Source organism: Mycobacterium sp. NPDC006124 (assembly GCF_040614235.1).
Classification (GTDB): Bacteria; Actinomycetota; Actinomycetes; order Mycobacteriales; family Mycobacteriaceae; genus Mycobacterium.
Genome location: NZ_JBEXUA010000003.1, coordinates 486234 through 499209 on the forward strand (window position 1 = coordinate 486234; position 12976 = coordinate 499209).

General features: G+C 68.3%; 11 protein-coding genes. 10 read left to right on the top strand and 1 reads right to left on the bottom strand.

The window, feature by feature from the left end; genetic code table 11:
• Positions 1 to 48 precede the first annotated feature (48 nt).
• The 10 genes from mtrA to secA all read left to right on the top strand — a co-directional run bounded on the left by mtrA (position 49) and on the right by secA (position 12441).
• A complete protein-coding gene (mtrA, locus tag ABZ195_RS09260; protein ID WP_149480903.1) occupies positions 49 to 735 on the top strand; it encodes a two-component system response regulator MtrA in 687 nt (228 codons plus the stop codon).
• The gene (gene mtrB, locus ABZ195_RS09265) at positions 732 to 2381 is read left to right on the top strand and encodes an MtrAB system histidine kinase MtrB (protein ID WP_355216890.1); all 1650 of its coding nucleotides are present in this window, start codon (positions 732 to 734) and stop codon (positions 2379 to 2381) included. Before mtrA ends, mtrB begins: the two co-directional genes overlap by 4 nt.
• Positions 2378 to 4147 carry an MtrAB system accessory lipoprotein LpqB gene (gene lpqB / locus ABZ195_RS09270; protein WP_355216892.1) on the top strand — a complete coding sequence of 590 codons (1770 nt, stop codon included), beginning with the start codon at positions 2378 to 2380 and terminating at the stop codon, positions 4145 to 4147. Before mtrB ends, lpqB begins: the two co-directional genes overlap by 4 nt.
• Positions 4148 to 4266: 119 nt before the next feature.
• Positions 4267 to 4569 (top strand): WXG100 family type VII secretion target, encoded by a 303-nt coding sequence (locus ABZ195_RS09275; protein ID WP_355216894.1) that lies wholly within the window; start codon positions 4267 to 4269, stop codon positions 4567 to 4569.
• A complete protein-coding gene (locus ABZ195_RS09280) occupies positions 4566 to 4853 on the top strand; it encodes a WXG100 family type VII secretion target (RefSeq protein WP_355216896.1) in 288 nt (95 codons plus the stop codon). The genes ABZ195_RS09275 and ABZ195_RS09280 overlap by 4 nt, the downstream gene beginning before the upstream one ends.
• 3 nt (positions 4854 to 4856) lie before the next feature.
• A complete protein-coding gene (locus ABZ195_RS09285) occupies positions 4857 to 7361 on the top strand; it encodes a hypothetical protein (protein ID WP_355216897.1) in 2505 nt (834 codons plus the stop codon).
• Positions 7358 to 7756, top strand: coding sequence for a hypothetical protein (locus ABZ195_RS09290; RefSeq protein WP_355216899.1), 399 nt, complete (start codon positions 7358 to 7360; stop codon positions 7754 to 7756). Before ABZ195_RS09285 ends, ABZ195_RS09290 begins: the two co-directional genes overlap by 4 nt.
• A 96-nt stretch (positions 7757 to 7852) precedes the next feature.
• On the top strand, positions 7853 to 8476 hold the full coding sequence (locus tag ABZ195_RS09295; protein WP_355217058.1) for a ComF family protein: 624 nt from the start codon (positions 7853 to 7855) through the stop codon (positions 8474 to 8476).
• A gap of 330 nt (positions 8477 to 8806) precedes the next feature.
• On the top strand, positions 8807 to 9439 hold the full coding sequence (gene raiA / locus ABZ195_RS09300; protein ID WP_355217060.1) for a ribosome-associated translation inhibitor RaiA: 633 nt from the start codon (positions 8807 to 8809) through the stop codon (positions 9437 to 9439).
• 137 nt (positions 9440 to 9576) lie between these two features.
• Positions 9577 to 12441 carry a preprotein translocase subunit SecA gene (gene secA / locus ABZ195_RS09305; protein ID WP_355216901.1) on the top strand — a complete coding sequence of 955 codons (2865 nt, stop codon included), beginning with the start codon at positions 9577 to 9579 and terminating at the stop codon, positions 12439 to 12441.
• A 1-nt stretch (position 12442) separates the two neighbouring features.
• Here secA and ABZ195_RS09310 read toward each other — a convergent pair whose 3' ends face one another.
• Complete coding sequence (locus ABZ195_RS09310; RefSeq protein ID WP_355216903.1) at positions 12443 to 12940, bottom strand: Rv3235 family protein; 498 nt, start codon at positions 12938 to 12940, stop codon at positions 12443 to 12445.
• Between the last annotated feature and the right edge of the window lie 36 nt (positions 12941 to 12976).

Here is a 12976-nt window from a genome sequence, read left to right on the forward strand (position 1 = left end):
CAAAACGCCCGGTGTGGTAACCCAGGTTTATCGCGTTTCGGTGACACCATGGGCACCATGAGGCAAAGGATTCTGGTCGTCGACGACGATCCGTCGCTCGCCGAGATGCTCACGATCGTCCTGAGGGGCGAGGGCTTCGACACCGCGGTGATCGGTGACGGCAGCCAAGCGCTGACGGCGGTTCGCGAACTGCGACCGGACCTGGTGCTGCTGGATCTCATGTTGCCCGGCATGAACGGCATCGACGTCTGCCGCGTTCTGCGCGCCGACTCCGGTGTCCCCATCGTCATGCTGACGGCGAAGACCGACACCGTCGACGTGGTGCTCGGTCTGGAATCCGGGGCCGACGACTACGTCATGAAGCCGTTCAAGCAGAAGGAACTCGTCGCCCGCGTGCGGGCCCGACTGCGCCGCAACGACGACGGTCCGGCCGAGATGCTGTCGATCGCCGACGTCGAGATCGACGTGCCGGCCCACAAGGTGACCCGCGGCGGAGAGCAGATCTCGCTGACCCCGCTGGAGTTCGACCTCCTGGTGGCGCTGGCACGTAAACCGCGGCAGGTGTTTACTCGGGATGTGCTGCTCGAACAGGTCTGGGGTTACCGGCATCCCGCCGACACCCGTCTGGTGAACGTGCACGTCCAGCGGTTGCGCGCCAAGGTCGAGACTGATCCGGAGAACCCGCAGGTGGTGCTCACCGTCCGAGGAGTGGGGTACAAGGCCGGACCCCCGTGATCTGGGGCTCCCGCCGACGCATTCGGAGCCGCTCGGCCCCGATGTTGCGGGGCCTGGGCACCTTGGGGCGAGCGCTCGGCTATGCCTGGCGACGCTCACTGCAACTGCGGGTGGTGACGCTGACCATCGGGTTGTCGCTGGCGGTCATCATGGTGCTCGGATTCGTCCTGACGAGCCAGATCACCGATCGCATCCTAGAGATCAAGGTGCGGGCGGCGACCGAGGAGATCGAACGCGCCAGCACCACCGTCAGCGGGATCGTCGGCGGCGAGGAGACCCGTTCGCTCGACAGCAGTCTGCAATTGGCCCGCAACACCCTGGTCGACCGCAAGGTCGACTCCGGGGCGGGATTGGCCGGTGCCTTCGACGCGGTGCTGGTGGTGCCGGGTGACGGGCCGCGGGCGGCGACGGCGGCGGGGCCGGTGCAGCAGATCCCCTCGGCCCTGCGCGACTTCGTGAAGGCCGGTCAGGTCAGCTACCAGTACGCCGTGGTGAACACCGACGGCTTCTCCGGCCCGGCGCTGATCGTCGGCAGTCCGACGTCGTCACCGGTCACCAATCTCGAGCTGTACCTGATCTTTCCGCTGAACAACGAGGAAAGCACGATCGCCTTGGTACGCGGCACGATGGCCACCGGGGGCATCGTGCTGCTGGGACTGCTCGCCGCCATCGCGCTGCTGGTGGCTCGCCAGATCGTGCTGCCGGTGCGGTCGGCCTCGCGCATCGCCGAGCGGTTCGCCGAGGGCCACCTGACCGAGCGGATGCCGGTGCGCGGCGAGGACGACATGGCCCGGCTGGCGGTGTCCTTCAACGACATGGCCGAGAGTCTGTCGCGGCAGATCACCCAGCTGGAGGAGTTCGGAAACCTGCAGCGCCGCTTCACCTCCGACGTCAGTCACGAGCTGCGCACCCCGTTGACCACCGTGCGGATGGCCGCCGACCTGATCTACGACCACAGCGACGACCTCGAACCCGCGCTGCGGCGCGCGACGGAGTTGATGGTCAGCGAGTTGGACCGCTTCGAGACGCTGCTGAGCGATCTCCTCGAGATCTCCCGGCACGACGCGGGTGTCGCCGAATTGTCGGTGGAGTCCGAGGATCTGCGGCTGACCGTCGGCAGCGCCCTGGAGAACGTCGGGCACCTGGCCAAGGACGCGTCGGTCGACCTGGTGGTGGACATGCCGTCGGAGGCCGTCATCGCCGAGGTCGACGCGCGGCGGGTGGAACGCATCCTGCGCAACCTGATCGCCAACGCCATCGACCACGCCGAGCGAAAGCCGGTGCGGATTCGGATGGCTGCCGACGAGGACACCGTCGCGGTCACGGTGCGCGACTACGGCGTCGGGTTGCGCCCCGGTGAGGAGAAGTTGGTGTTCAGCCGGTTCTGGCGGTCGGACCCCTCGCGGGTGCGCCGCTCCGGGGGCACCGGCCTGGGGTTGGCCATCTCCATCGAGGACGCGCGGCTGCACCAGGGTCGGCTCGAGGCGTGGGGGGAGCCGGGCAAGGGCGCCTGCTTCCGGTTGACGCTGCCGTTGGTGCGCGGCCACAAGGTGACGGCAAGTCCGTTGCCTCTCAAGCCCATTGGGCCGGACAAGCCCTCGGCGACCCCGGTGCGCGACCGCGAACCCGCCGGGGAGCGCGCGTGAGACGCGCGCTGGTCGCCGTCACCTTGCTGCTGGCCCTCGTGCTGACCTTGACCGGGTGTGCCGGCGTGCCCAGTTCCTCGGCGCCCCAGGCGCTCGGCACCATGGACCGCCCGGCCCCGCCGAGCCTGCCGACCCCGACCCCCGGCATGGATCCCGACGTCTTGTTGCGCGAATTCCTCAAGGCGACCGCCGATCCCGCCAACCGGCATCTAGCGGCACGTCAGTTCCTCACCGAGTCGGCGTCGAGTTCCTGGGACGACGCCGGCAGCGCCCTGCTGATCGACCGGGTCGTGTTCGTCGAAACCCGCCAGCCGGAACGTGTCTCGGTGACCATGAAGGCCGACATCCTCGGCTCGCTGTCCGACATGGGGGTGTTCGAGACCGGCGACGGTGCGTTGCCGGATCCGGGGCCGATCGAGCTCGTCAAGACCCCGGGTGGCTGGCGGATCGACAAGCTGCCCAACGGAGTCTTCCTGGACTGGCAGCAGTTCCTGGCGACCTACAAGCGCAGCACCCTCTACTTCGTCGATCCGACCGGCAAGACCGTCGTGCCCGATCCGCGCTACGTCGCGGTGTCCGATCCCGACCAGCTGCCCACCGAGCTGGTGACCAAATTGCTGTCCGGTCCGCGGCCCGAGATGGCCAACACGGTTCGGAACCTGCTCGGCCCGCCGTTGCGGCTGCGCGGTCCGGTGACCCGCGCCGACAGCGGCAAGACGGGCGTCGGACGTGGGTACGGCGGCGCGCGCGTCGACCTGGAGAACCTGTCGACCACCGACCCCCATTCGCGGCAACTGCTTGCCGCGCAGATCATCTGGACGTTGAACCGGGCCGGTGTCAACGGCCCGTATGTCATCAACGCCGACGGCGCGGCGCTCGACGACCGGTTCGCCGCGGGGTGGAACTCCTCCGACGTGGCCGCCACCGACCCTGGCGCGGATCCGGGCGCGGCGGCGGGATTGCACGCCCTCGTCAACGGGTCGCTGGTCTCGTTCGACGGGCAGAAGGCGCCGCGCGTGGCGGGGTCCTTCGGAAGTCTGCCGGGCCAGACGGCGGCGACCCTGTCGCGTAGCGGACAAGAGGTGGCCTCGGTGGTGACGCTGCGGCCGGGTGCGCCGGACATGGCGTCGTCACTGTGGATCGGGCAGCTTGGCGGGGACTCCTCACAGGCGATCGACGGCCGCACGCTGACGCGTCCGAGTTGGTCACTGGACGACGCGATCTGGGTGGTGGTCGACGGCAACAACGTCGTCCGGGTCATCCAGGAGGCGGCCTCCGGTCAGCCCGCGCGCATCCCCGTCGATGCGACGGCCGTCTTCTCCAAGTACCCCGGCCCGGTGTCAGAACTGCAGCTCTCCCGCGACGGCACGCGGGCGGCCATGGTCGTCGAGGGCCAGGTGATCCTGGCCGGTGTGGAACAGACCCAAGGTGGGCTCTACGCGCTGACCTATCCACGACGGCTGGGCTTCGGTCTGGGGGACACGGCGGTGTCGCTGTCGTGGCGCACCGGTGACGACATCGTCGTCAGTCGCACCGATCCCCAGCACCCCGTGTCCTACGTCAACCTCGACGGCGTGAACTCCGACGGGCCGAGCCAGAACCTGCTGGCGCCGGTGTCGACCGTGGCGGCCAACCCCTCGACGCTATACGTCGCGGATCAGCGCGGGGTGTTGCAGCTGTCGGGCTCGGCCGCCGAGAACGACCTGATGTGGGCCGAGGTGCGGCCGCTCATGATTGCCGGGGCGATCCCCGTGCTCCCGGGCTGAAGGTCACCGCACGACTTCCTGTGAGTGTGCTGTCAAAAGTGTTCTGATTCAGTGCATTTGACCCCCTGCACGTCGCGTTACCCTGGTTTTGGTCGGTGACTCAACGGGGGTGATCTTCGATGTCGGATCTACGCGTGACCTCGTCGGTGCTCGCGTCCGTGGCCGGTGAGTTGGAGTCGGTGGCCGACGGTGTGCGTTCCGGCCTCGGCTCGCTCGACGGGGAAGTGTCGGGACTACTCGGCCCCGGTTGGTCGGGCGAGGCGGCCTCGGCCTATGACGCCGTGTGGCGGGAATGGCACGCGGGTGCCCAGCAGGTGGTGGAGGGTCTGACGACCATGTCGGGGCTGCTGCAGGAGGCCGCCCAGCGCTACGACGCCACGGATGCGGCGGGCGCGTCTCGCGTGGCGGGAAGCGGCCTGTGAGCGCGTTTCAGGTCGACCCCGCCGCGCTCCTGACCGTGGTCGACCGGATGACCGAGTTCGACCAGCACCTCGAGGCGCAACTGGCGCACGCGGCGGCGTCGGTGGCGCACCTGGGCACGGCGTGGCAGGGCGACGCCGGTCAGGCCGAGCGCTCGGCGCAGCAGCGGTGGGACGAGGGTGCGCGCGAGATGAGGGAGGCGCTCGCCCGGCTTCGTCAGATCGCCGAGGGGGCGCACGAAAACTATTCCGGGGCCGCGCAGACCAACGTGCGCAACTGGGGCTGACCGGTGACGGCTCCCATCTCGGTGGACCCGTCTGCCCTCGCGGCGATCGGGTCCACGGTCGGCGGCGACGGTGACGCGACGGCCGCCGCGGTGGGCGCGCTGGACGCCGGATTGTCTGGTGCCGGTGCGATGTTCGGGCACGACGCGGCCGGTCTGCTCTTCGCCCAGGGGTACACCGCTGCGGGCAAGGCGATCCTCGACGCCGCCGCGTCGGTGGTCAACGCGGGCCGTCGGGTGGGGTTCGGCATCCAGACCTCGGCGGCGAACTACGGCCACGCCAACGCGTCGTCCACCGTGGGCGGCGGGAGTTCGCCGGTACCTGCCCCCGCCGCGCCGGCCGCGTTCACCGCACCCGGCATGCCCCCGCCGTTGGGCGCTGGCATCGGCGCCCCGCTGGGATGGTCTCTGGTGGAGTCCTTCGTCGGCGACGTCTGGCCCGACGGCAACCCTGGTGAGCTGCGGACTGCGGCCGGTGCGTGGAAGTCGTTCGGCACCAAGCTGAGTGGGTTGGCAGGGCAGTTCGAGGGCGCCGGCCCCGGCTTGAGTTCTCAGCAGATTCCCGAGGCCGGTCAGATCACCGACGCGCTGGGCAAGATCAGCGGCGGCCTCACCGAGATCGCCGCCGAGGCGCAGAAGCTGGCCGCCTCGGTCGACGGGTTCGCCGGCACGGTGGAGGCCACGCAGGACGCCGTCCGAAATCTGCTGCATCAGCTCAGCCCGTCGGGGGTGCTGGAGACCATCAGCGGCATCTTCAGCGGCCACGATCCGCTCGACGAGATCCGCAAGATCGCTCACGAGATCAAGACCGTCCTCAACAACATGAAGCGCGAGGCGGACGCCTCCATGCAGCTCTTCAATCAGGGCATCAACGCCTTGGACTCCGCAACGGACTCGCTCGAGAAATGGGCGACCAAGGAATTCACCAGCGTGCTGGGCAAGGACGTCGGCGGCGCGCTGGCCTTCGAGTTCACCGCGATGGTCGACGGGTCCGAGGGCGCGCTCAAGTTCGTCGCCGAAACCGCGCAAGGCATCAGTCAGCTCGATCCGACCAGGTTCCTCTACGACCCTTCTGGGGCGGCGAAGACGTGGGAGGGACTGGGCGAGGCGGCGCAGGTGTTGGTCAATCCGACCTCACTGGTGCAGAAGGTCGTGAGCGATCCGCAGGGCAGCCTCGACACGGTGAAGGGCATCGTCGACTGGAAGGACGTCGAAGCCGGACATCCCCTGCGCGCGGTGGGTTACGACGTCGCCCAGGTGGGGTCATTCGTCATCCCCGGAGTGGGCGAGGCCGACGCGGCGGCCGACGGCGCAGGCATCGCCGGGCGGACCGCCTCTGTCGAAGAGCGAGCAGCCGCCGGCGCGGTGCGCGAGGGCGTCACCGGGGCGGCGTCGGAGAGCGTCGCCAGCCAGGCGGGTCGCGTCGCGAAGGATCTCGACGGCATCGGGGTGCCCGAAAGCTCGGCGCCCGTGGCGGCGCCTGGGGAGGGGGCACCGGCCGGTCGGCCGCCGGTCGACACTCTCGCGCCGTCGGCTGACGCGCCGGGCCGTGCGCCGGTCGACACCCCGGCGCCGCATGCGAATTCGCCGGAACCGTCTGCGACGGAGCCGGTTTCGCCGGCATCCGCCGAACCGCCGCCGCCGCACGATTCCCCTGTCGCGCCACATGGCGACGCCGGCCCGCCGGCCTCGCATGGCGCCGAGCCGGCGCACATCGCCGAGAGCAACCCGTCCCGTCCGCCGAATGGGTCGCTCGACTCGGCTCCTTCGGCCGGCGAGCCGTCGGTGGCGGCAAGCCGCGGCGGTGAGCTGCCGTCGTCCGCGGGGGCCGACGACAAGGTGCCGGCCAGCGTTGGAGCGCACGCCAGCGATGCCGGCGAAGGCGGTGGTGGCGGCGGTCACGGCTCGGGTGGGTCCGGGCACGGGGCGGACGGTGGCAGTCATGGCAGTCATGGCAGCCATGGCTCCTCAACCGTCGATCACGAGGGAAGCCATGGGCCGAACGGGAACCCAGAACCGCCGATGGCCGATGGCGACGCCGTGCGAACAGCACACGATCTCAACGATGCCTTCTCGAACGAGCTTCCGACGGAGGATCTCGCCCGGCAAGTCGCCGACGGGGCGACGCACCACGTTGGTGATTCGGATCGAGTCGTACTCGGCAAGTACGACGGGCAAGATGGCGGATACATCGGTGAAGCCAAGAACCACGGGGGAATCTACTACGACACCGGACCGGACGTTTGGGACGCAATCGGGCACGGACTGTCCCCGGAGCAGTCAAAAGTCTTGGGATGGAAGGTCAACGAGCAGTTCTTGCGGATGCAGATGGAGCATCAGGTTTCGCGGATTGAGTATGTTCTGCCCGACGGTTTCGACAGTGTCGATCAGGTGGCCAGGGTACGAAGGGAAACCTTCTCGGCCCTGGAAATCAATTTCCTGAACGAGAACGCCGCAAGATTCGGATATGTACGAGAAGGCAACTCATGGGTGCTGAAGAATCACGGATGACGATGGACTGGCTCGAGGTCGATGCGCACATGGGACCCGTGTTCTCGAAATACGGATTGGCGCCAGACGGTGTGAGCGGTGAACTCGAATACGGTGCCCTACCCGCATGGGCAGTCTTCTATCGTGGCGAAGACTGCAGGCTGCAAGTGTGTTGGTCTGCGAGAGAGGGGGGTGTCGACTTCATGCTCGCGCCGCCTGGTGCGCCACACGAGTTCGGTCTCGTCAACGAGTCCAAGATGTGGAAATTCATGCTGTTGTTGAGTGACTTCGACGACGGGTTGGCAACCCCGGCGATCGGTGCGCCGACGGAGATCTGGTGGCAGTGGCGAACAGCTTTGTTCGAAGCTCATTTCCCGACTGCCCATGCCGCTTTGCTTCGAGGGCCGCGAGAGTGAACATATTCGCGCCGAACGGCCGGAAGATGACACAGAAGTTCACACTCGGCGCGCGCAAGCAGCCCTGTCGTACCCACCCGACACACTCACCACATGCTGCTCGACCTCGTCCTCCCGCTGGAGTGTGGGGGATGCGCGGCGCCGGGGACGCGATGGTGCCCGACGTGCGCCCAATCCTTCGTAGTCCACACCGACGAGCCGATCGTGGTCAGCCCGCGCCTCGACCCCGGCGTGCCCGTCTTCTCGCTCGGGCGGTACGCCGGCTCGCGCCGCGCCGCGATCATCGCGATGAAGGAGCACGGCCGCACCGATCTGATCCGTCCGCTGGCCGCCGCCGTCGGTGACGGGGTGTCGCGGCTGCTGGCCTGGGGCGTGGTCGAGGCTCCGCTGACGCTCGTCCCGGCCCCCACCCGGCGCTCTGCGGCCCGGCGCCGGGGCGGCGACCCCGTCACGGCCCTCGCCCGCACCGCGGCGGTCCCCGGCACCGTCGTCGTCGCGGCACTGCGGATGCGTGCCTTCACCCGGGATTCGGTCGGGCTGTCGCCCGGCCAACGGCAGCGAAACATCGCCGGTCGGGTGCGCGTCCGCCCCGGCCTGAGTGGTGAGGTGCTCGTGCTCGACGACGTCGTGACGACGGGCGCCACGGCATGTGAATCGGTCCGGGTCCTGCAAACCGTCGGCGTGCGGGTCGCCGGAGTTCTCGCCGTCGCCCACGCCTGACCCACGCGCCCACGATTACCGACAGGTCATCCCAAGGTGAAGATCGCAAAACACGTCTGTCGAATATGTGGCACAGGCAGGTGAACACGGACTACCGTCGGGGCCAACCACCCGTGAACGACTCACGGCGGCGTCTAGAAGCAATGGCGCCACATCGCCCCAAAAGCGAGGAGGTGAGTACTCGACACCTTGCGCCGCGGGCGGACTTCGTTCGGGTACTCCCTCGGCGCGCTCCCGTTGTATGCCGGCACGCTCTCGAGCGTGCGAAGCCGAAGAGGAAGCGAGTTGCCAAGTATGTCAATACAATCCGTGGACACCAACCAGTCAACGATGGTGGGCGTCGAGGAGGAGTCGCATGACGGCCCCCGCGCCGAGGTCGTCGTCAAGGGCCGCAACGTCGAGATTCCCGACCACTTCCGCTTGTACGTCGCCGAGAAGCTGGCGCGCCTCGAGCGCTTCGACCGCACCATCTACCTGTTCGACGTCGAACTCGACCACGAACGCAACCGTCGCCAGCGCAAGAACTGCCAACACGTCGAGATCACGGCCAGGGGCCGGGGCCCCGTTGCGCGCGGTGAAGCCTGCGCCGACAGCTTCTACGCGGCGCTGGAATCGGCGGTAAGCAAACTCGAGAACCGCCTCCGGCGCAGCAAGGACCGCCGCAAGATCCACTACGGGGACAAGACGCCCGTGTCGCTCGCCGAGGCGACCGCCCTCAACCACCTCCTGCAGCCGGTGTCCGCGCCCGCCGAAGAGGAGATCCCCGCCCCCGAGGATCACGAACCCGGCCGGATCGTGCGCACCAAGGAGCACACCGCGACCCCGATGACCGTCGACGACGCGCTATACGAGATGGAGCTCGTCGGCCACGACTTCTTCCTGTTCCACGACGAGGAAAGCGACAAGCCGACCGTGGTCTATCGCCGTCACGCCTACGACTACGGACTCATCCGCCTGTCGTAACCCGGGGCGGCGGGCAGCCGGCGCGATCGCCTGGTGCGGCGCGTTCGGCTGGCCGGCTGACGCAGTCACCTACGATGGACCTCGTTTGAAGCGATTCGAGGCCCATCGAGGCCCCATCAGGTTTAGGGGAAATTAGCGTGCTGTCGAAGTTGCTCCGTCTCGGTGAAGGCCGCATGGTCAAGCGCCTCAAGAGGGTGGCTGACTATGTCAACTCCCTGTCCGACGACGTGGAGAAGCTCTCCGACGACGAACTGCGCGCCAAGACAGACGAGTTCAAGAAGCGCGTCTCCGGTGGTGAAACGCTCGACGACATCATGCCGGAGGCGTTCGCCGTGGCCCGGGAGGCCGCGTGGCGCGTGCTGAACCAGCGGCCGTTCGACGTCCAGATCATGGGCGGCGCGGCCCTGCACTTCGGCAACGTCGCGGAGATGAAGACCGGTGAGGGCAAGACCCTGACCTGCGTCTTGCCCGCGTATCTGAACGCCCTCTCCGGCAACGGCGTGCACGTGGTGACGGTCAACGACTACTTGGCCAAGCGCGACAGCGAGTGGATGGGCCGCGTCCACCGCTTCCTCGGCCTCGAGGTAGGCGTGATCCTCGGGCAGATGACGCCCGACGAGCGTCGCGTGGCCTACGCCGCCGACATCACCTACGGCACCAACAACGAGTTCGGCTTCGACTACCTGCGCGACAACATGGCGCACACCGTCCAGGACATGGTCCAACGTGGCCACAACTTCGCCGTCGTCGACGAGGTCGACTCGATCCTCATCGACGAGGCCCGCACGCCGCTCATCATCTCCGGCCCCGCCGACGGCGCGTCGAACTGGTACGTCGAGTTCGCCCGCTTGGCGCCGCTGATGGAGAAGGACGTCCACTACGAGGTCGACATCCGCAAGCGGACCGTCGGCGTGCACGAGATCGGCGTCGAGTTCGTCGAGGATCAGCTCGGCATCGAGAACCTCTACGAAGCGGCCAACTCGCCGTTGGTGAGCTATCTGAACAACTGCCTCAAGGCCAAGGAGCTGTTCTCGCGCGACAAGGACTACATCGTCCGCGACGGCGAGGTCATCATCGTCGACGAGTTCACCGGCCGCGTGCTGGTCGGTCGCCGCTACAACGAGGGCATGCACCAGGCCATCGAGGCCAAGGAGCACGTCGAGATCAAGGCCGAGAATCAGACGCTGGCCACGATCACGCTGCAGAACTACTTCCGCCTCTACGACAAGCTCTCCGGCATGACCGGTACCGCCCAGACCGAAGCCGCCGAACTGCACGAGATCTACGGTCTGGGCGTGGTGCCCATCCCGACCAACCGGGAGATGATCCGCACCGACCAGTCCGACCTGATCTACAAGACCGAAGAGGCCAAGTACATCGCGGTCGTCGACGACGTGTCCGAGCGCTTCGAGAAGGGTCAGCCGGTCCTCATCGGCACGACCAGCGTCGAGCGGTCCGAGTACCTGTCCAAGCAGTTCACCAAGCGCCGCATCCCGCACAACGTGCTGAACGCGAAGTTCCACGAGCAGGAGGCGAACATCATCGCCGAGGCCGGGCGGCGCAACGCCATCACCGTCGCGACCAACATGGCCGGCCGCGGTACCGACATCGTCCTCGGCGGCAACGTGGACTTCCTCGCCGACAAGCGACTTCGCGAACGCGGCCTCGACCCGGTCGAGACGCCCGAGGACTACGAAGCCGCCTGGGACGACGTGCTGGCTCAGGTGAAGGCCGAAGCCGAGGCGGAGGCCAAGGAGGTCCGCGACGTCGGCGGTCTGTACGTGCTGGGCACCGAGCGGCACGAGTCTCGCCGCATCGACAATCAGCTGCGCGGCCGGTCCGGCCGCCAGGGCGACCCCGGTGAGTCGCGGTTCTACCTTTCGCTGGGCGACGAACTGATGCGACGCTTCAACGGTGCGACGCTCGAGTCGCTGCTCACCCGTCTCAACCTGCCCGAGGACGTTCCCATCGAGGCGAAGATGGTCTCGCGGGCCATCAAGAGTGCCCAGACGCAGGTGGAGCAGCAGAACTTCGAGGTCCGCAAGAACGTCCTCAAGTACGACGAGGTGATGAATCAGCAGCGCAAGGTCGTCTACGCCGAGCGCCGACTGATCCTCGAGGGCGAGAGCGTTCAGGATCAGGCCAAGAAGATGGTCACCGACGTCGTGACCGCGTACGTCAACGGCGCGACGTCCGAGGGCTACGCGGAGGACTGGGATCTCGGTGCCCTGTGGGACGCGCTCAAGCTGCTGTACCCGGTGGGCATCGACTACCACGACCTCGTCGACTCGGATGCGATCGGCGAACCCGGCGAGCTGACGAGCGACGAGCTGCGGGAGGCACTCCTCGAGGACGCCCGGCGGGCCTACGCGGCGCGGGAGGCCGAATTGACGGCCATCGGCGGCGAGGGTGCCATGCGTCAGTTGGAGCGCAGCGTGTTGCTCACCACGATCGACCGCAAGTGGCGCGAGCACCTCTACGAGATGGACTATCTCAAAGAGGGCATCGGCCTGCGCGCCATGGCCCAGCGTGACCCGCTCGTCGAGTACCAGCGCGAGGGCTACGACATGTTCATGGGCATGCTCGACGGCCTGAAGGAGGAGTCGGTCGGCCTGCTCTTCAACGCACAGGTGCAGGCCGCGCAGCCGCCTGCAGCGCAGGTGGGTGCCACCGCGGCGCCGCCGAACCTGGCGCAGTTCGCCGCCGATGCCGCCGCCGCCGCGAAGGCGCGTCAGGTCGACACGGTGACCGACGCCGACACCGACGACGTCACCCCCGAGCCGGCCCAGCCGGCGCCAGCTGCGTTGCGCGTCAAGGGAATCGACGAAGAACGTGCACGACCGATGACGTATTCGGGTCCGGCCGAGGACGGTTCGGCCGAGGTGCAACGCGAGGGTGGCGGTGGCAGGCATGCGGCTCCCACCGGTGGCTCGCGCCGCGAGCGGCGTGAAGCTGCGCGGCGGCAGACGCGGGGCGGCCCGCCGAAGGCCCGCCGCGGCTGAGTCAGCCGACCTGCAGCGCGACCATCACCCACCGCCCCTTGACCAGTTCGACGCGGCCGGCGATGGCGCGTACCCGGCGTCCTCGCGAGTAGGTGGCGAAGACCTCCGCAGCGGCATCGTCACCGTCGAGCGCGTGCACCGACCGCAGCCGCACCCGTCGAAGAACGGCAGCGCCGTCGCGGGAACCGGCGGCGGTGAACGCCGCCACCGCGTCGAATAGCGCGGGTGCGAGCAGCGGCCGCAACTGGGCGACGGGGCGTCGCCGGTCCGACACCTCCAGCACCCGGCGGATGGCGGTCTCGGCGAAGGCGGCGGCCACCCGCGGTGCGGGCAATTCCCCGGGCGCGGGGGAGTTGGGCACCGATCGCAGGGGTTTCGCGGCGGGTCGGTGCAGGGCCGCCGACGACGGCGGCGCGCACATCAGGATCGGTGGGGGCTCGTAGTCCACGACCGGTGAGGTGAACGAGGTACGACGAGCGGGTACGGGCGATGCGGTCACGGCGGCTCTCCAGCGGTCGAGGGGAAAGGACGACAT